Source organism: Pseudomonas sp. BP6, assembly GCF_017875935.1.
GTDB classification, from domain to species: Bacteria; Pseudomonadota; Gammaproteobacteria; order Pseudomonadales; family Pseudomonadaceae; genus Aquipseudomonas; species Aquipseudomonas putida_Y.
Genome location: NZ_JAGINI010000001.1, coordinates 448974 through 467949, shown reverse-complemented (window position 1 = coordinate 467949; position 18976 = coordinate 448974). Strand labels below are relative to the sequence as shown.

The 18976-nt window shown below is 61.2% G+C and carries 20 protein-coding genes and 1 other RNA gene; 5 read left to right on the top strand and 16 right to left on the bottom strand.

The annotated features are described in order from the left end of the window. From mraY to rsmI, 9 genes are all read right to left on the bottom strand, one after another. Positions 1-1083, bottom strand: coding sequence for a phospho-N-acetylmuramoyl-pentapeptide-transferase (gene mraY, locus J3A98_RS02105; protein ID WP_016498046.1), 1083 nt, complete (start codon positions 1081-1083; stop codon positions 1-3). Then, positions 1083-2450: a UDP-N-acetylmuramoyl-tripeptide--D-alanyl-D-alanine ligase gene (murF, locus tag J3A98_RS02100; RefSeq protein ID WP_209963688.1), complete on the bottom strand. Its 1368-nt coding sequence runs from the start codon at positions 2448-2450 to the stop codon at positions 1083-1085. Before murF ends, mraY begins: the two co-directional genes overlap by 1 nt. Continuing rightward, positions 2443-3930, bottom strand: coding sequence for a UDP-N-acetylmuramoyl-L-alanyl-D-glutamate--2,6-diaminopimelate ligase (locus J3A98_RS02095; RefSeq protein WP_209963685.1), 1488 nt, complete (start codon positions 3928-3930; stop codon positions 2443-2445). The genes murF and J3A98_RS02095 overlap by 8 nt, the downstream gene beginning before the upstream one ends. Beyond that, a complete protein-coding gene (locus J3A98_RS02090) occupies positions 3930-5669 on the bottom strand; it encodes a penicillin-binding protein 2 (protein WP_176682789.1) in 1740 nt (579 codons plus the stop codon). The genes J3A98_RS02095 and J3A98_RS02090 overlap by 1 nt, the downstream gene beginning before the upstream one ends. Further along, entirely contained in the window at positions 5669-5962 is a 294-nt protein-coding gene (gene ftsL / locus J3A98_RS02085; protein WP_209963683.1) for a cell division protein FtsL, read from the bottom strand. Before ftsL ends, J3A98_RS02090 begins: the two co-directional genes overlap by 1 nt. Then, positions 5959-6900 carry a 16S rRNA (cytosine(1402)-N(4))-methyltransferase RsmH gene (gene rsmH / locus J3A98_RS02080; RefSeq protein ID WP_173881437.1) on the bottom strand — a complete coding sequence of 314 codons (942 nt, stop codon included), beginning with the start codon at positions 6898-6900 and terminating at the stop codon, positions 5959-5961. The genes ftsL and rsmH overlap by 4 nt, the downstream gene beginning before the upstream one ends. 2 nt (positions 6901-6902) lie before the next feature. Next, on the bottom strand, positions 6903-7358 hold the full coding sequence (gene mraZ, locus J3A98_RS02075; RefSeq protein ID WP_021784148.1) for a division/cell wall cluster transcriptional repressor MraZ: 456 nt from the start codon (positions 7356-7358) through the stop codon (positions 6903-6905). Between the two features lie 308 nt (positions 7359-7666). After that, positions 7667-8043, bottom strand: an RNA gene (rnpB, locus tag J3A98_RS02070) — RNase P RNA component class A. A 67-nt stretch (positions 8044-8110) separates the two neighbouring features. Further along, entirely contained in the window at positions 8111-8986 is an 876-nt protein-coding gene (gene rsmI, locus J3A98_RS02065; protein WP_209963679.1) for a 16S rRNA (cytidine(1402)-2'-O)-methyltransferase, read from the bottom strand. Between the two features lie 186 nt (positions 8987-9172). On the opposite strand from rsmI, the gene J3A98_RS02060 reads away from it, so the two are divergent. The 4 genes from J3A98_RS02060 (at position 9173) to J3A98_RS02045 (ending at position 12616) form a co-directional block, all read left to right on the top strand. Then, positions 9173-10990: a penicillin-binding protein activator gene (locus J3A98_RS02060; RefSeq protein ID WP_209963676.1), complete on the top strand. Its 1818-nt coding sequence runs from the start codon at positions 9173-9175 to the stop codon at positions 10988-10990. After that, positions 10990-11361 carry a YraN family protein gene (locus tag J3A98_RS02055; RefSeq protein ID WP_176682607.1) on the top strand — a complete coding sequence of 124 codons (372 nt, stop codon included), beginning with the start codon at positions 10990-10992 and terminating at the stop codon, positions 11359-11361. The genes J3A98_RS02060 and J3A98_RS02055 overlap by 1 nt, the downstream gene beginning before the upstream one ends. Before the next feature lie 86 nt (positions 11362-11447). After that, positions 11448-12041: a phosphoheptose isomerase gene (locus tag J3A98_RS02050; RefSeq protein ID WP_012053657.1), complete on the top strand. Its 594-nt coding sequence runs from the start codon at positions 11448-11450 to the stop codon at positions 12039-12041. Beyond that, positions 12038-12616 carry a BON domain-containing protein gene (locus J3A98_RS02045; protein ID WP_176682606.1) on the top strand — a complete coding sequence of 193 codons (579 nt, stop codon included), beginning with the start codon at positions 12038-12040 and terminating at the stop codon, positions 12614-12616. Before J3A98_RS02050 ends, J3A98_RS02045 begins: the two co-directional genes overlap by 4 nt. Positions 12617-12705: 89 nt before the next feature. Here J3A98_RS02045 and J3A98_RS02040 read toward each other — a convergent pair whose 3' ends face one another. From J3A98_RS02040 to rplM, 7 genes are all read right to left on the bottom strand, one after another. Beyond that, complete coding sequence (locus tag J3A98_RS02040; protein WP_176682605.1) at positions 12706-13137, bottom strand: ClpXP protease specificity-enhancing factor; 432 nt, start codon at positions 13135-13137, stop codon at positions 12706-12708. 10 nt (positions 13138-13147) lie between these two features. Then, a complete protein-coding gene (locus tag J3A98_RS02035) occupies positions 13148-13771 on the bottom strand; it encodes a glutathione S-transferase N-terminal domain-containing protein (RefSeq protein WP_176682604.1) in 624 nt (207 codons plus the stop codon). A gap of 116 nt (positions 13772-13887) precedes the next feature. Next, on the bottom strand, positions 13888-14667 hold the full coding sequence (locus J3A98_RS02030; protein WP_176682603.1) for a cytochrome c1: 780 nt from the start codon (positions 14665-14667) through the stop codon (positions 13888-13890). Beyond that, entirely contained in the window at positions 14667-15878 is a 1212-nt protein-coding gene (locus J3A98_RS02025) for a cytochrome bc complex cytochrome b subunit (RefSeq protein WP_176682602.1), read from the bottom strand. The genes J3A98_RS02030 and J3A98_RS02025 overlap by 1 nt, the downstream gene beginning before the upstream one ends. Then, on the bottom strand, positions 15878-16471 hold the full coding sequence (petA, locus tag J3A98_RS02020) for a ubiquinol-cytochrome c reductase iron-sulfur subunit (RefSeq protein WP_003251823.1): 594 nt from the start codon (positions 16469-16471) through the stop codon (positions 15878-15880). Before petA ends, J3A98_RS02025 begins: the two co-directional genes overlap by 1 nt. Before the next feature lie 262 nt (positions 16472-16733). Next, positions 16734-17126, bottom strand: coding sequence for a 30S ribosomal protein S9 (gene rpsI / locus J3A98_RS02015; RefSeq protein ID WP_003251821.1), 393 nt, complete (start codon positions 17124-17126; stop codon positions 16734-16736). Positions 17127-17140: 14 nt separating this feature from the next. After that, positions 17141-17569: a 50S ribosomal protein L13 gene (gene rplM, locus J3A98_RS02010; RefSeq protein WP_003251819.1), complete on the bottom strand. Its 429-nt coding sequence runs from the start codon at positions 17567-17569 to the stop codon at positions 17141-17143. Positions 17570-17827: 258 nt separating this feature from the next. Between rplM and J3A98_RS02005 the strand changes: the two genes are divergently transcribed. After that, a complete protein-coding gene (locus tag J3A98_RS02005) occupies positions 17828-18868 on the top strand; it encodes an NADP(H)-dependent aldo-keto reductase (RefSeq protein ID WP_209963674.1) in 1041 nt (346 codons plus the stop codon). Positions 18869-18976: the final 108 nt, after the last annotated feature.

Here is an 18976-nt window from a genome sequence, read left to right as displayed (position 1 = left end):
CTACCTCAATTTCAGGGTTGCAAGGCCAATCAGTACCAGGATCACGGTGATGATCCAGAATCGGACGATCACCCGAGGCTCTGGCCAGCCCTTGAGTTCAAAGTGGTGGTGAATCGGCGCCATGCGGAACACGCGCTTGCCGGTCAGCTTGAAGGAGGCGACCTGGATGACCACCGACAGGGTTTCCACCACGAAGATGCCGCCCATGATGAACAGCACGATTTCCTGACGCACGATGACGGCGATGGTGCCCAGCGCGGCGCCCAGCGCCAGCGCGCCGACGTCACCCATGAACACTTGCGCCGGGTAGGTGTTGAACCACAGGAAGCCCAGGCCGGCACCGATCAGCGCGCCGCAGAACACGATCAGCTCGCCCGAGCCCGGCACGTAGGGGATCAGCAGGTACTCGGCGAACTTCACGTTACCCGACAGGTAGCAGAAGATGCCCAGCGCACCGCCGACCATCACCGTCGGCATGATTGCCAGGCCGTCGAGGCCATCAGTGAGGTTGACCGCGTTGCTCGAACCGACAATGACGAAGTAGGTCAGTACGACGAAGCCGACGCCCAGCGGAATGGTGACATCCTTGATGAACGGCAGGATCAGCGTGGTCTCGACGCTGGTTGGCGCCGTCTTGTACAGGAACACCGCCGCCGCCAGGCCGAACACCGACTGCCAGAAGTACTTCCAGCGGCTCGGAAGGCCACGGGAGTTCTTTTCGATCACCTTGCGGTAGTCATCGACCCAGCCAATGGCACCGAACGCCAGGGTGACGATCAGCACAACCCACACATAGCGGTTGCTCAGGTCGGCCCACAGCAAGGTGCTGATGGCAATGGCCGACAGGATCAGCGCACCACCCATGGTCGGGGTACCGGACTTGGACAGGTGCGATTGCGGGCCGTCGTTACGCACGGCCTGGCCAATCTGGCGAATTTGCAGGGTACGGATCATCCAGGGGCCCAGCCACAGCGCCAGGGACAACGCGGTCAGTACACCAAGAATCCCGCGCAGGGACAGGTACTGAAAGACCGCGAAGCCTTTATGGAACTGTTGCAGATACTCGGCCAACAGCAGCAGCATTAATGTTTCTCCCCGCTGGCACCGCACAATGCCGCCACGACGTTTTCCATCGCAGCGCTGCGCGAGCCCTTGATCAAGATAGTGGTGTCACTGGCTTTCTCGGCGCTAACCGCATCGATCAGCTCAGCTTGAGTAGCGAAATGGCGGCCATTGGCGCCGAACGCCTTGACCGCATGTGTCATGTTGGAACCCACTGCGTACAGGGCGTCGACCTTGCCACGCGCGTAGTCACCCACCTGACGGTGGCCTTCTTCCGCCCATTGCCCCAATTCGCCGATATCCCCAAGCACCAGAACGGTGCGTCCGGAAAAGCCGGCGAGTATATCAATGGCTGCGCACATAGAGGTGGGATTTGCGTTGTAACTGTCGTCGATTACCCGTACCCCGTTCGGCGCGATCTGCGCCACGGTACGCCCCTTGACCGGTTGCACGGCAGCCAGGCCTGCGGCAATACCGCTCAGGCTCAGACCAACGGCATGTGCTGCGGCGGCGGCGGCCAAGGCGTTGCTGACGTTGTGTTCACCCAGCACATTGAGTTGCACGGCTACCGTTTCACTGGCGCCATGCAGGGTAAAGGACGGGCAGCCACGGGCATCGCGACCAATGTCTGAAGCGTGGAAATCGGCTTTCGGGTTGCTGCGTGCGAAACTGACGACCTTGTGCGCACCGGCACGCGCCTTCCAGATATCAAAGGCTTTGTCGTCCAGGTTGAGAATGGCAATACCGCCCTCGCCCAGGCCTTCGAGAATCTCGCCCTTGGCTTCGACGATCTTGTCCGGGCCGCCGAATTCGCCAACGTGGGCAGTACCGGCGTTGTTGATGATGACCACCTGCGGTTGTGTCAGGCCCACGGTGTAGCGGATTTCGCCAATGCGCGAGGCGCCCAGCTCGATCACTGCGGCGCTGTGCTCCGGGGCGATTTCCAGCAGTGTCAGCGGTGCGCCGAGGTCATTGTTCAAGTTGCCGCGGGTGGCGTGCACCAGGCCACCGGTACGCAGGATGCTGGCGAGCATCTCCTTGACCGTGGTCTTGCCGCTGGAACCGGTAATGGCTACTACAGGCTTGTCGAAAGCCGCGCGGTTCAGGGCGCCGAGCTGACCCAGTGCTGCCCGGCAATCCTTGACCAGCAACTGCGGCAGGTCGACACCGGCCACTTCATGCTCGACCAGGGCGGCTACTGCGCCTTTGGCTTTTACATCAGCCAGGTAGTCATGGCCATCGAAACGCGGGCCGGCCAGGGCGACGAACAGTTGCCCGGCGCTGACACTGCGGCTATCGATGCTGACACCGGTGAACGTGGCGTCGGCACCAATTTGTTGACCATTCAGTGCTGTGGTCAGCTGGCTGAGTGACAGCGGCTTAAGCATGTGGAGCCTCCCAGGCTGCAAGTGCCTTTTCGGCTTCGGTCAAATCTGAGAAATCATGGCGCTCGCCATTGATTTCCTGGTAATCCTCGTGCCCCTTGCCGGCCAGCACGATCACGTCGTTGGCAGCGGCAGTGGCGATCAGGTGCGCAATGGCTTCGCCACGGCCGGCGACGAACTCGACGTCGTCAGGCCTGGCGAAACCGGGGCGGATATCATCGAAGATGCGCAACGGATCTTCAGTACGTGGGTTGTCGTCGGTGACCAGTACGCGGTCGGCCAGGCGCTCGGCCACTTCGGCCATCAGCGGGCGCTTGCCGCGATCACGGTCACCGCCGCAGCCGAACAGGCACAACAACTTGCCATGAGCGTGCGGGCGCAGGGCCTCGAGTACTTTTTCAAGCGCATCCGGCGTGTGTGCGTAGTCGACTACCACCAGCGGCTTGTCGCCGCCACCCAGGCGCTGCATGCGGCCTACCGGCCCCTGCAATTGCGGGGTAACCTTGAGGATCTCGTCCAGCGCATAGTCCAGCGCCAGCAGGGTCGCCACCGCGGCAAGCATGTTGCTCAGGTTGAAGCGGCCCAGCAACTGGCTGCGCAAGATGCGCTCACCTTGGGCAGTGACGATCGTAGCGCGCACGCCATCGTCACTGAACACGGCTTCGCGGCAGAACAGCGAGGCCTCAGGGCTTTCCAGGCTATAGCTCAACAGCCGGCTTTCGATATGGTCGACACTCGGGCGGCGAGCAAAGTCGTCGGCCAGGCGACGACCAAAGCCGTCATCCAGGTTGACCACCTGGCAACGCAGGCTCGGCCAGGCGAACAGCTTGGCCTTGGCGGCCTCGTAGGCCTCCATGCTGCCGTGATAGTCGAGGTGGTCGCGGGACAGGTTGGTCATCACCGCAATGTCAAACTCCAGTGCGGCAACCCGGCCTTGCTCCAGGGCATGGGAAGACACTTCCATGGCCACGGCCTTGGCGCCGCCTTTCTTGAGGTCATTGAGGGTCGACTGCACGGCAATCGGGTCGGGCGTGGTCAGGCGGCCGCTCTGCAACTCGCCGTAGAAACCGGTACCCAGGGTGCCAATCAGGCCGCAGCGCTGGCCAAGCAGGTCGAGCGCCTGGGCTACCAGTTGGGTAACGCTTGTCTTGCCGTTGGTGCCGGTCACACCGACCAGATTCAACTGGCGGCTCGGTTCACCATAGAAGCGCCCGGCAATATCTGAAAGCTGAGCGATCAGGCCTTTGACCGGAATCAGGGGCGCATCGGTCAGCGGCAGCACGTTGGCGCCCTGTTCTTCATAGGCCACGGCGGCAGCGCCGCGGGCCAGGGCATCGGCGATATGCTCGCGACCATCGACCTTGGCACCCGGCACGGCCAGGAACAAGTCCCCCGGGCGCACACTGCGGCTGTCCAGGGTCAGCTCACGGATCAACGGATCACGGCTGGCGTGGGCGAAAAGTTTGCTTAATGGCATTGTCATCATCCACGCCCTCCCTTGGCTGCTGCTGCATTGACTTGCGATGGCACGACTGGCGCCGGTGGCGGCAGGTTGTCTGGCGGCACGTTCATCAGGCGCAGGGTGCCGGACATGACGTTGCTGAATACAGGCGCCGAAACCAGGCCACCGAAGTAACCACCCTTTCTCGGCTCATCGATGACCACGACGATGGCGTAGCGCGGGTCGCTCATTGGCCCGAAGCCGGCGAACAGCGAGCGGTAGGCATTTTCGGTGTACCCCTTGGCACCCACGGTGGCCTTGCGCGCGGTGCCGGACTTGCCGGCCACGTGATAGAACGGCACCCGGGCCCGGAACACGCCGCGCGGCGCTTCGATCACCTGCTGCAACATGCCCTGAACAGTTTCGGCGACTTCCTTCGGAATGGCCTGCACGGCTTCCGGCGTCTTGTCGACCTTGATGATCGACAGCGGCACCATCTTGCCGTCGTTGGCCAGCGCCGCGTAGGCATGCACCAGCTGCAGGGCGGTCACCGACACACCGTAGCCATAGGACAGGGTTGCGGTCTCGGCCTTGCGCCACTCGCGGTGGTTGGGCAGGTTGCCGACACGCTCGCCCGGGAAGCCAAGGCCGGTGTACTGACCCAGGCCGACCTGGGACATGACCCGGTAGATGGCTTCGCCGCCGATGTCGAAGGCGATCTTGCTCATGCCAACGTTACTGGAGTTGATCAGGATGCCGGTCAAATCAAGAATCGGGCCCTCGCTGCGCGACACATCCCTGATGGTGTAGCGACCGATCTGCAGGCTGCCAGGGTACACCTCGACCTTGTCGCTCGGTTTCCAGCGGCCGCTCTGCAGCGCTGCACTCATGGTGATCGGCTTGACCGTGGAACCCGGCTCGAACACGTCGATGATCGCCCGGTTACGCATGGCCGCCGGGAACATGCTACGGCGGTTGTTGGGGTTGTAGGTCGGCTGGTTGACCATGGCCAGGACCTCACCGGTCTTGACGTCCATGATCACCAGGCTGCCGGCCTTGGCGTCCTGCTCGGCAATGGCGTTGCGCAGCTCACGGGTAGCCAGGTACTGCAGGCGCAGGTCTATCGACAACGCCAAGGTCTTCCCGGCCTTGGCGTTCTTGGTTACCTGAATGTCCTTGATCAGCCGGCCGCGCCGGTCCTTGATCACCTGGCGCTTGCCGGGCACACCGGCCAGCCACTCGTCATAGGCCAGCTCCACCCCTTCGCGACCGTGGTCATCAAGGTCGGTAAAGCCGACCATGTGCGCAGCCACATCACCGGCCGGATAGAAACGGCGGAATTCTTCCAGGCCGTACACACCAGGTACTTTGAGGTCGAGCACATGCTGGCCCTGTTCGGGGGTCAGCCCTCGGACCAGGTAGATGAACTCCTTGTTGGCCTGCTGGGTCAGGCGCTCGGCAAGCCGCTGCGGGTTTTGCCCCAGCGCTGCGGCCAATTGCGGCCAGCGCTCCCTGGAGGCCTGCATCTCTTTGGGGTTGGCCCACAGGGTGGTGACCGGGGTACTCACGGCCAACGGCTCACCGTTGCGGTCGGTAATCAAACCCCGGTGCGCCGGGATGGGGATATGACGCAGGCTGCGTGCATCGCCCTGTTCCTTGAGGAAGTCACGGTCAACCACCTGCAGGTCGATGATGCGCCAGCAAATGGCACCGACCATGATCGCCAGCAAACCGATCACCACGCGGAAGCGCCACGGGTAGAGTGCGCCTTCGAGTTTCATCATGGCGCCACCATCCGGACTTCGTCAGCTGACGGCACGCGCATGTTCAACTGTTCGGAGGCCAGGGTCTCGATGCGGCTGGCAGCGGTCCAGGTACTCTGCTCAAGAATCAACCGGCCCCATTCGGCCTGAACCTTGTCGCGCTCGTTCAATTCACCGTACAGGGTGTTGAGCAATTGACGGTTCCAGTGCGCACTGTAGGACACGGCAATGGCCGAAACCAGTACGCCGATGAACAGCAGAAGCATCAGGAAGCTTCCGCCTGGCAAAGGTTTGGCAAGCAGCCTGCTCACCGCAGCTTCTCCGCCACGCGCATCACGGCACTACGCGACCGCGGGTTGGCCTTGAGCTCGGCCTCGGAGGCGAACTGAGCCTTGCCGATGAGCTTGATCTTCGGCTCGAAGACCTTGTGCTGAACCGGCAGGTTACGCGGCAGGTTGTCGGCCTCCCCCTTCACCAGCTTGCGCATGAACAGCTTGACGATGCGATCTTCCAGCGAATGGAAACTGATGACCGCCAGGCGACCACCGACTTCGAGCGCATCGAGCGCAGCCTCAAGGCCAGCCTCCAGGTCACCCAGCTCGTTGTTGACGTGAATGCGCAGCCCCTGGAAGGCACGGGTAGCCGGGTTCTTGCCCTTTTCCCAGGCCGGATTGGCCACTTTGAGCACCTCCGCCAGGTCGGCGGTACGGGTAAAGGGCTGTTTTTCGCGGCGTTCGACCACTGCACGCGCCATGCGCCCGGCAAAGCGTTCCTCACCGTACTCCTTGAAGACGCGGGCGATTTCTTCCACGGGCGCAGTGGCGATGAACTCGGCGGCACTGATGCCTTGGTCCGGGTTCATGCGCATGTCCAGCGGGCCATCATTGAGGAAACTGAAGCCACGCTCTGGATCATCCAGCTGCGGCGAGGACACGCCCAGGTCCAGCAACACGCCACTGACCTTGCCGTGCAGGCCGCGCGCTGCCACTTCCGCGCCCAACTCGGCAAAACTGCGCTGCACAATGACAAAGCGGCCGTCTTCGGCCGCCAGCGCTTGCCCCGTGGCAATCGCCTGTGGATCTTTGTCGAAGCCCAAGAGCCGCCCTTGCGGCCCGAGCTTGCTGAGAATCAGACGGCTGTGTCCGCCACGGCCGAAAGTGCCGTCCAGATAGCAACCGTCGGCGCGCAGGGCCAATGCCTCGACAGCTTCATCGAGCAGGACGGTAATGTGGTTGAAGCCGCTATCTATGGTCACAGGATCAGGTCACGCAATTCGTCGGGCATGGCGCCCGGTTGTTGGATAGCTGCAAGGTCGGCTGCCGAAACCACGTTCCAGGCATCTTCATCCCACAGCTGGAATTTGTTCAGTTGCCCCACCAGCATCGCCTTCTTGTCGAGCTTGGCGTACTCACGCAGGCGGGGCGGCACCAGGAAACGCCCACTGCCATCGAGCTCCAGGTCAACCGCATTACCGATCAGCAAACGCTGCAGGCGGCGGTTTTCCTCACGCAACGACGGCAAGGCACGCAACTTGGCTTCTATCTGTTCCCACTCGTCGAGGGGATAAACACACAAGCAAGGGTCTACGGCGTCAATGGTCACGATCAGTTGGCCATTGCAACGTGAGTCGAGCTCGTCACGGTACCGGCTCGGCATGGCGAGACGGCCCTTGGCATCGAGGCTGACGGCGTTGGCTCCGCGGAACACGGCTGTGATTCCCCACAATGTTAGCTTTTTTGTGTCAGAAAACCCACTTCATCCCACTTTCTGCCACTTGCGCACACTATAGGAATCCGCCCGCAGCACCGTCAAGGCACGTTCATAAGGAAAAGCCTTACAGGACCGCGATTTAGCGCGACAACGGAATGTGGAAGGACTGCCAGAGAGAAAAAAACACGAGAAAAATCAAACCCACGCAAGCGAATGGAGTTCGAAGTTAAAGTAATTTATTAAGAGTAAGATTTTTTCGGTATTACCAGAGAGGATCTGCTATCGATTCAAGCAGGAAGAGAAAGGTGGAGAGTCGATCTGTAAGCCGGGTTTTGTCGAGGACAGTCATTCCTCTACGACGGCCATCACTGGACGCCTCTAGCAACCTACCCGGTTCCGACGCGGGCCACGCCTGATGGAACCCTATTTGGTCTTGCTCCGAGTGGGGTTTACCTAGCCACGAACTGTTGCCAGCCGTGCGGTGCGCTCTTACCGCACCTTTTCACCCTTACCGGCACCGAAGTGCTTAGGCGGTTATTTTCTGTGGCACTTTCCGTAGGCTCACGCCTCCCAGGCGTTACCTGGCACTCTGCCCTATGGAGCCCGGACTTTCCTCCCCCTGCTGCTCACACAACAAAAAAGTTGCGGAACAAAAACAGGCAGCGACTGTCCGATCGACTCTCCGCCGCCAAGGTTACCGGCACGCGCGCGCAAGAACAAGCGATACCGACATTTATATCAAACTGCCACTACTCAGCTTTCTGCTTTTCCAGGGCAAGTTGATACAACAGGTTCTTGCGCACACCGGTAATTTCCGCTGCAAGCGCCGCAGCCCGCTTGAGTGGCAACTCCGCCAATAGCAGGTCGAGCACGCGCTGAGCTTCGGCACTGATGGCCTGCTCGCCCTCCGGCGCGCTCCAACCGCCGACCAGCACCACGCACTCACCGCGCTGCTGGTTGCTGTCGCCAGCTACGAAAGCCCGCAGCTCAGCCAGCGGCAAGCCCTTGAGGGTCTCGAAGGTCTTGGTCAGTTCGCGCGCCAGCAACGCCGGACGGTCGCCACCAAATATCACCTCCATGTCTTCAAGACATTCCAGGATTCGATGCGGGGCTTCATAGAAGATCAACGTGCGCGGCTCTTCCTTCACCTGCTCCAGCCGCGCTCGACGCCCTGTCTGCTTGGCCGGCAGGAAGCCTTCGAAGATGAAACGGTCCGACGGCAGGCCTGCCGCCGATAGTGCGGCGATCAAGGCACAGGCGCCCGGCACCGGCACCACGCTCACCCCCGCGGCACGCGCCTGACGCACCAGGTGATAGCCCGGGTCGGAAATCAGAGGCGTGCCGGCATCGGAGACCAACGCCACATTTTCACCCGCCAGCAGCTTGGAGAGAAAACGCCCGCCTTCGTCGCGCTCGTTGTGCTCATGACAAGCGGCCAACGGCGTGTCGATGCCAAAGTGTTGCAGCAGGCGGATCGAATGACGGGTGTCTTCGGCGGCGATCAGGGCCACGTCCGCCAGCACCTTCAGCGCCCGGGCGCTCATGTCGTCGAGGTTGCCGATGGGGGTTGCCACCACATACAGCGTCCCCACCGTGGATTTCGAAGCCCCTGCCACATCAGTCACTGCGCACACCTGTCATTCGGATCAAAGGCGCCATTGTAGCCCGAGCGCCTGCAACAGGGCGTAAAGAACTTCGCCGGCGATCAGGAACACGCCACCTATAGTGAAGGATCGACACAGCAACATCGCGCCCCGGCCAGTGCTTGGGTACAATTGCCGGCCAACTTGATCGAGTAACAGGACCTTTACATGATCGCTTGCCTGCGGCTGCTCACAGCCCTCTGCCTCGCCGCCCTGCTGGCAGCCTGCGCCAGCTCGCCCTCATCCAGCCTGGGCGAACTGCCACGCACCCCGGACGCCAGCATCGAGCAACTGCTCGAAAAGGCCGCTTCCAGCAAGTCTGCGGAAGACGCCGCTCTGCTGCGCCTGAGCGCGGCCGATCTGGCCTACAAGCAGAAGGACTTCCCACGCGCCGCACGCATTCTCGAGCAGGTCCAACTGGACACACTCAAGCCGGCCCAGCAAGTATTCGCCAGCACCCTCGCGGCCGAGCTGGCCATGAGCCGCAACCAGCCCAAGGCGGCCCTGACCGCCCTGGCCCACCCCAGTCTGCAGCGCCTTGCCGAGCTGCCGCCAGAGCAACAGGCGCGCACCTATACCGTGCACGCCGCCGCACTTGAAGCCGATGGCCAGGCCCTGGCTGCCGCACAGCAGCGCATACTGCTGGCGCCACTGCTCAGCGGCCAGGCGGCCAGCGCCAACAATGACGCCACCTGGGCACTGGTCGCCTCGCTGCCTGCAGAGCAACTGCAGCAGCCAACCAACGATCAGACACTGGCCGGCTGGACCAGCCTGGCGTTCGCCGTGAAAAGCGCAGGCACCCTGGAGCAGCAGCAAGCAGCCATCGAGGCCTGGGTCAAACAGCACCCGGACCACCCTGCCGCCCAGCAACTGCCGGTAGCGCTGATCAAGCTCAAGGAACTGGCCAGCCAGCCGCTGACCAGGATCGCCCTGCTGCTGCCTCAGGAAGGCCCACTGGCCGGTGTTGCCCGCGCACTGCGTGACGGCTTCATGGCCGCTCACTTCCAGGCCCAGCAAACCGGCCAGCCAGCGCCTGCGGTGCAGGTGTTCGACAGCTCGCGTATCGGCTCGCTGGACGACTTCTATCGCCAGGCCCAAGCCGCCGGCGTGCAGCTGGTCATCGGCCCGCTGGAAAAACCATTGGTCAAACAACTGGCCGCCAAACCACAACTGCCGATCACCACCCTGGCCCTGAACTACGCTGACGCCGGCCAGAAGGCGCCGCCACAGTTGTTCCAGTTCGGCCTGGCTGCCGAAGACGAAGCCCGTGAAGTCTCCCGCCGCGCCCGCGCCGATGGCATGGTCCGCGCCGTAGCCCTGGTACCGCGCGGCGAATGGGGTGACCGTGTCCTGGCCGCCTTCCGCCAGGACTGGGAAGGCAATGGCGGAACCCTGCTCGCCGCCGAACGCATCGCCCAGCCGGTCGCCCTGGCCCAGCAGATTGCCGACCTGTTCCAGCTACGCCAGAGCGAAGGCCGCGCCAAGAGCCTGCAAAGCACGGTAGGCGGCCGCATCGCTGCACAACCGTCGCGCCGTCAGGACATCGACTTCATCTTCCTCGCCTCGACCCCACAACAGGCGCAGCAGATCAAGCCGACCCTGAACTTCCAGTACGCCGGTGACGTGCCGGTCTATGCCACTTCGAACCTGTACAGCGCCAGCGGCGACGTCAACCAGTACAATGACATGAACGGCATCCGCTTCTGCGAAACACCGTGGCTGCTCGACACCAGCAACAGCCTGCGTCAACAGGTTGTACAGCAGTGGCCGCAAGCCGCTGGCAGCCTCGGCCGCCTGTATGCCATGGGCGTCGATGCCTACAGCCTGGCACCGCGCCTGGGCCAACTGAAAGCGCTACCGGACAACCGCATCCTGGGCCTTTCGGGCAGCCTGAGCATCAATGCCAACCAGCGCGTCGAGCGCCAGTTGCCATGGGCCGAGTTTACCGGCGGCCAGGTCAAGCGCCTGCCTGACACAGTGCGTTGATGGCCTCAGCATCGCCAACCAGCGCCGGGCAAGCGGCAGAAACCCAAGCCCTTGAGTACCTTCAGGGGCAAGGGCTGCAGTTGCTGGCACGCAACTGGCGATGCAAAGGCGGTGAGCTTGATCTGGTCATGCTCGACGCCGATACAGTAGTATTCGTCGAAGTCCGCTACCGCTTGCACGCGGCCTTCGGAGGCGCCCTCGACAGTATCGACGGGCGCAAGCAGAAACGGTTGGTGCTTGCTGCCAGCCTGTTCCTGCAGAAGGAGGCTCACTGGGGCAACCACCCCTGCCGCTTCGACGTAGTCGCCCTGCAGGGCAGCCACCACGCAGGCAGACCGCTTCAATGGCTGAAAAACGCCTTCGAATGCTGAACCCACTTTGTTTTTTTCGCTCTATGTATCGCGGGCTGGTCGTTGTTGCGCGTAGCAAAGGCCACCGCCCCACTTAAGGTCACCAGATGGACATGCAATCCCGAATTCGCCGGCTGTTCGAGGCCAGCATCGAAACCAAGCAACAGGCAATGGACATCCTGGCACCGCACATCGAGCAGGCCAGCCTGGTCATGGTCAATGCGTTGCTCAACGAGGGCAAGATGCTCGCCTGCGGCAACGGCGGCTCGGCCGGCGATGCCCAGCACTTTTCATCGGAGCTGCTCAACCGCTTCGAGCGCGAGCGCCCCAGCTTGCCGGCCATCGCGCTGACCACCGACAGCTCGACCCTGACCTCGATCGCCAACGACTACAGCTACAACGAAGTTTTTTCCAAGCAGATCCGCGCCCTGGGCCAGCCCGGTGACGTTCTGCTGGCGATCTCCACCAGCGGCAATTCGGCCAACGTGATCCAGGCGATCCAGGCCGCACATGACCGCGAAATGATTGTCGTAGCATTGACTGGTCGCGACGGCGGCGGCATGGCTTCTCTGCTGCTACCCGAGGACGTGGAAATCCGCGTGCCTTCGACAGTTACCGCGCGCATCCAGGAAGTCCACCTGCTGGCGATCCACTGCCTGTGCGATCTGATCGACAGCCAACTGTTCGGGAGTGAAGAATGACCCCTATGCGCCTCGGCCTGATGGCCCTGACCCTGTGCCTGAGCGTCACTGGTTGCAGCTCGGTACTCACCTCCACCCGCAATTCGCCGATCGAGGACGATCGCGGCACGCGCACCATTGGTAGCAAGATCGACGACTCGCTGATCGAAACCAAGGCCGCCGTGAACATTTCCAAGGCCAGCCCAGACCTGGACAAAGGCTCGCACATCGTTGTCAGCAGCTACAACGGTATCGTCCTGCTGGCCGGCCAGACCCCGCGCGCCGACCTCAAGAGCCTTGCAGAGCAAACCGCCAGCCAGGTACAGCGCGTCAAGAGAGTGCACAACGAGCTGCAAGTGATGCAGCCTTCCTCCATTCTGGCGCGCAACAACGACGCCTGGCTGACCACCAAGATCAAGGCTCAGATGCTGACCGACAGTGCCGTGCCCAGCTCGCGCATCAAGGTGATTACCGAAAACGGCATCGTCTACCTGCTTGGCCTGGTCACCCGTCAAGAAGCCAACTCGGCCACTGCCGTGGTGCAGGGCGTGTCGGGCGTGCAGAAGATCGTCAAGCTGTTCGAGTACATCGATTGAATCAGTGATTGTCTGCGCGGGCCTCTTCGCGGGTAGTCCCGCTCCATCGCAGACACAAAAAAGGCGACCCATCCGGATCGCCTTTTTTGTTACTTGACCACTTTCAGGCTTGGCCGGCCAGTCGGACGCGGCGGCTGCCCTCCATCGTCTGGCGGGCCATCGCCATCCGGCTGTACATCATCGTCTTCCAGCTCGTCGCCATCCATCAAAGGCGGCTCCAGCTCGAAAACCATACCCTGGCCATTTTCGCGGGCGTAGATACCCAGGATGGCACCAACCGGCACGAACAGCGAGTGAGCCACGCCACTGAAGCGCCCCTCAAAGCTGACTGCGTCATTGTCCATGTGCAGGCTGCGCACGGCACTTGGCGAGATATTCAAGACGATCTGGCCATCACTGGCGAAACCATCCGGCACCTGAACTTTCGGGAATTCGGCATTGACCAGCATATGGGGCGTGCAATCGTTGTCGACGATCCACTCGTACAGTGCTCGAACCAGATAGGGGCGACTGGAGTTCATCAACGGCTCCTTAAAGCTTGCGCATTTCACGTTCTACGGAGGACAGGCTCGCCTGGAAAGGCTCGCGGGCGAACTGGCGCTCCATGTAATCCAGCAGCGGCTTGGCTTGCCGCGGCAACTCGATACCCAACACCGGCAAACGCCAGAGTATGGGCAATAGACAGCAATCGACCAGGCTTTGCTCATCACTCATGAAGCAGACGAACTCGCTGAACAACGGTGAGACACCGGTCAGGCTTTCGCGCAAGGCCTTGCGCGCCTCGGTTCGGGCAGCTTCACTGCTACGCGGGTCAAGTACGGTATCGGCCAAGGCACACCAGTCGCGCTGGATGCGGTGCATCAGCAGACGGCTGTTGCCACGCGCAACCGGGTACACCGGCATCAGCGGCGGGTGCGGGTAACGCTCCTCGAGGTATTCCATTACCACGGTCGATTCATACAACGCCAGGTCACGGTCGACCAAGGTCGGCACGCTGCCATATGGGTTGACCTCGACCAGCTTCGGCGGCAGGCGGGCGGGATCGACATCGATAAACTGTACGCTGACGCCCTTCTCGGCCAAAACCAGGCGCACCCGATGAGAATAATGATCAGCGGGATCGGAATAGCAGGCTAACCTGTTGGTTGCGCCCATGTAGCGGCTCCTCGCACGGATGCTTGTGCAACTTTAAATGAAAACGCGCCCGGGGTGACCTGGCAATACTGCTAGGCCACCCCGGGCGCGTTCAACAACCAGAAACTACTGCGTGATCAGTGCACGTCCTTCCAGTATTCACGCTTGAGCAAGTAGGCGAATACGAAGAAGAAAGCCAGGTACAGCAACACATAGGTGCCGATGCGCTGGCTCTCCAGCTTGACTGGGTTGGCCGAATAGGCCAGGAAGGTCACAAGGTTCTTGACCTTCTCGTCGAACTGCTCGGTCGTCAGGGTACCGGAATTCGGCGTAATGGTCAGCTGATCACAAGCTTCATGGGTCAACGGGCTGCCGGTCAACGGGTCGAATTGCTTCTTGCCATCGACCACAGTCTGCACCTGCTTGCAACCTACCACCTGGTTGCCTTGCAGACCTACCAGCACGTTAGGCATGCCGACGTTCGGGAATACCTTGTTGTTCACCCCGTAAGGGCGCGATGGGTCCTCATAGAAGCTGCGCAGGTAAGTGTAAAGCCAGTCGGTACCGCGTACGCGGGCCACCAGGGTCAGGTCGGGCGGCGCGGCACCGAACCAGGTCTTGGCGTCGCTGGGCTTCATGCCGATCTGCATGTGGTCACCAATCTTGGCACCCGTGAACACCAGCTTCTCGAGCATCAGCTCATGCGGAATCCCCAGGTCATCAGCCACCCGCTCGTAACGCTGGAACTTGGCACTGTGGCAACCCATGCAATAGTTGGCGAAGGTACGCGCGCCGTCCTGCATGGCGGCTTTGTCAGTCAGGTCGATATCGACCTTGTCCAGCTCCAGGCCAGTTTCGGCAGCGAAGGAAAAGGCAGGCATCACTGCCAGCAAAAATACTGCAATCAACTTTTTCATCAGCCAGTCACCCTTTCCGGAACCGGTTTGGTCTTCTCGAGCCTTGTGTAGAACGGCATCAGCAGGAAGTAGGCGAAGTACAGCACCGTGCACACCTGCGACAACAAGGTACGCCCAGGTGTCGGTGCCAGTACGCCCAGCACGCCGAGGATGACGAAGGACACACAGAACACCAGCAGGAAGGCCTTGCTGATCCAGCCCTTGTAACGCATGGAGCGCACCGGGCTGCGGTCGAGCCAGGGCAACACGAACAGCACGGCGATGGCCGCCCCCATGGCAATGACGCCCATCAGTTTGTCAGGCACCGCACGCAGGATTGCGTAGAACGGCGTGAAGTACCACACCGGCGCGATGTGCTCTGGGGTCTTGAAGGCGTTGGCCTGCTCGAAGTTAGGTTTCTCCAGGAAATAACCGCCCATTTCAGGGAAGAAGAACACCACGGCGCAGAACACGAACAGGAACACCACCACGCCAACAATGTCTTTGACGGTGTAGTACGGGTGGAACGGAATACCATCCAGCGGAATACCGTTTTCGTCCTTTTTCTTTTTGATGTCGACGCCATCAGGGTTGTTCGAACCCACTTCGTGCAGGGCGAGGATGTGCAATACCACCAGGCCAAGAATCACGATTGGCAGGGCAACCACATGCAGGGCGAAGAAGCGGTTCAGGGTGATGCCCGAGATCAGGTAGTCACCGCGGATCCACTGGGTGAGGTCATCACCGATCACCGGGATGGCACCGAACAGCGAGATGATCACCTGGGCCCCCCAGTACGACATCTGCCCCCATGGCAGCAGGTAGCCCATGAACGCTTCAGCCATCAGCGCCAGATAGATCAGCATGCCGAACAACCAGACCAGTTCGCGTGGCTTCTGATAGGAGCCGTAGAGCAGGCCGCGGAACATGTGCAGGTAGACCACGATGAAGAACGCTGACGCCCCCGTGGAGTGCAGGTAGCGCAGGATCCAGCCGTATTCCACGTCACGCATGATGTACTCGACCGAGGCGAACGCCTCTTCCGCCGAAGGCGTGAAGCTCATGGTCAGCCAAACGCCGGTCACGATCTGGTTGACCAGCACCAGCAATGCAAGCGAGCCAAAGAAGTACAGGAAGTTGAAGTTCTTGGGTGCGTAATACTTGCTCAGGTGGTCTTCCCACATCTTGGTGGCGGGGAAGCGAGCATCAATCCAGTCCATGAACTTGCTCATCATGCGTTCTCCTGGTCGACGCCAATGACGATGATCTCGTCCGACTCATAAGAGTGTGGTGGCACGGGCAGGTTGAGAGGCGCCGGCTGGGACTTGTAGACACGGCCAGCCAGGTCATAGTGGGAGCCGTGGCACGGGCAGAAGTAGCCACCAACCCATTTCGGCCCAAGGTCAGCGGGTGCCACTTCCGGTCGGAAGGTGGGCGAGCAGCCCAGGTGCGTGCACAGACCAACGAGAATGAGAATTTCCGGTTTGATCGAGCGAACCTCAGGGTCGACGTACGCTGGCTGTACCGAGGCCTTGGACTCGGGGTCGGACAGGTCACCCGTGATTTTTTTCAGATTGCCAAGGATTTCCTCCGTTCGCCGCACGATGAATACGGGCTGGCCACGCCACTCGGCCACCATCTGCTGCCCGGCCTCGACCTTGGCGATGTTGACCTTCACCGGTGCACCCGCGGCTTTCGCCTTGGCACTGGGAAACCATGACCCCACGAACGGTACCGCAGCCCCCACTGCCCCCGCCGCCCCGACCACGGATGTCGCGGCTACGAGGAAGCGGCGCCGGCCTGCGTTGACGCCGTCATTGCTCATTCAGTCCTCTCCCATCAGCTTGCTTGGCCAGTTGGACCTGGCCTGTACTTAGGTTGTGTCAATGGCACTAAAAATTGGCCGCCATGGTAAGAAACAAATCCACACACTGACAAGGTGATTACCCCGGCAAGGGCGACAACCCACGCTTTGCTTGATCTGCGTCTATGCGACAAGCGGCCACTGACTGCTGACAGGTTAGTTCAAGCCCCAAAAAAAAGCCCGGTTCCAAGGAACCGGGCTTTTTTCGACTGCCGAAGCGGTATTAACGCTTGGAGTACTGAGGACGCTTACGCGCTTTACGCAGACCCACTTTCTTACGCTCAACTTCACGAGCGTCGCGGGTGACGTAGCCAGCACGACGCAGAGCGCCACGCAGGGTTTCGTCGTATTCCATCAGAGCGCGGGTGATACCGTGACGGATCGCACCGGCTTGACCGCTGACACCACCACCGGAAACGGTGACGTAGATGTCGAATTTCTCAACGGATTCAGTCAGCTCGAGCGGCTGGCGAACAACCATGCGAGCGGTTTCGCGACCGAAGAACACGTCCAGAGAACGGTTGTTGATGGAGATGTTACCAGTACCCGGACGCAGGAATACGCGAGCGGTTGCGGTCTTGCGACGGCCAGTGCCGTAATTTTGAGTCGCCGACATAATGAACTATCCCGTTAGATCTTCAGTTCTTGAGGCTGCTGAGCAGTGTGTGGGTGAGCAGCACCCGCGTACACTTTCAGCTTACGGTACATGTCGCGACCCAGCGGGTTCTTAGGCAGCATGCCCTTGACCGCAGTTTCGATAACACGCTCAGGGGCCTTGGCGATCAACTTCTCGAAGTTGATTTCCTTGATACCGCCTGGGAAACCGGAGTGGGAGTAGTACATTTTGTCGGAAGACTTGGCACCAGTCACACGAACCTGCTCGGCGTTGATAACGACGATGTAGTCGCCGGTGTCAACGTGAGGGGTGTATTCTGGTTTGTGTTTGCCACGCAGACGGGTAGCGATTTCGGTAGCCAGACGACCCAGGGTCTGGCCAGCGGCGTCGACTACGAACCACTCGCGCTTTACTGTTTCCGGTTTAGCAGTAAAAGTTTTCATTCTCTAAAGCCTCAGAGGCCGCCCAGCGAAAAATAGACGGCGAATCTTACTGGATAGTGCACAGCTTGCCAAGGGCAAGCGCGCAGCCGAACACAGACGCTTTTGGGGGCTCGGGTCGGGCACGCCAATGTTCGACGGGGTTCTTCCTGCGTGATGGTGCATCACTTCCGCCACGCGGAGAGGGGCTGAATTATCCAGATTGCGCGAAAAATTTCAACCTGCTTTGATGAGCATCCATTGCCAAGGAGTGACTAACCGATGGAATACCGCCAGCTCGGCCGTACCGATCTCAACGTCAGCGCCCTGTGCCTGGGTACCATGACCTGGGGCGAGCAGAACATCCAGGCCGAGGCCTTCGCGCAAATTGCCCGGGCCAAAGCCGCCGGGGTCAACTTCATCGACACCGCCGAGATGTACCCGGTCCCTCCCCGCCCGGAGACCTACGCGACCACCGAGCGCATCATCGGCAACTGGTTCCGCGAACATGGCGACCGCGACGCGTGGATCCTGGCCAGCAAGGTTGCAGGCCCGGGCAACGGCATCAGCCATATCCGCGACGGGCAGCTCAAGCACAACCGTCAGCACATCGTCGCGGCGCTGGACGAAAGCCTGAAGCGCCTGCAGACCGACCGGATCGACCTGTACCAGTTGCACTGGCCAGAACGCAGCACCAACTTCTTCGGCAAGCTGGGCTACCAGCACCTGCCGCAGGATCACTTCACCCCACTGGAAGAAACCCTCCAGGTGCTCGACGAGCAGGTACGTGCGGGCAAGATCCGCCACATCGGCCTGTCCAACGAAACACCGTGGGGCACCATGAAATTCCTGCAATTGGCCGAGAGCCATGGCTGGCCGCGGGCGGTATCGATCCAGAACCCGTACAACCTGCTCAACCGCAGCTTCGAGGTGGGCCTGGCAGAAGTGGCCATACGCGAACAGTGTGGCCTGCTGGCCTATTCGCCGCTGGCCTTCGGCATGCTCTCGGGCAAGTACGAGAACGGCGCACGGCCGGACAATGCACGCCTGACCCTGTTCAGCCGCTTTGCCCGTTACTCCAACCCACAGACCGTGGCGGCCTGCAGCCGCTACGTGCAGCTGGCCCGCGAGCACGGCCTGGACCCGGCGCAAATGGCCTTGGCGTTCGTCACCCGACAGCCGTTCGTGACCAGCAACATCATTGGCGCCACCAGCCTGCAGCAGCTGGACAGCAACCTGGCCAGCCTTGAACTGAACCTGAGCGCCGATCTGCTGACAGCGATCGAAGCCATTCATCAGGAGCAACCCAACCCGGCGCCTTGATCCAAACACTGCGCACCGCCTCGCGCCGCTGCTCCATGGGGTAGACACAATCGCCAAAAAATAAGACGATCCAGCCGGTGATTGACCACTCTACCCTATAAGAACAAT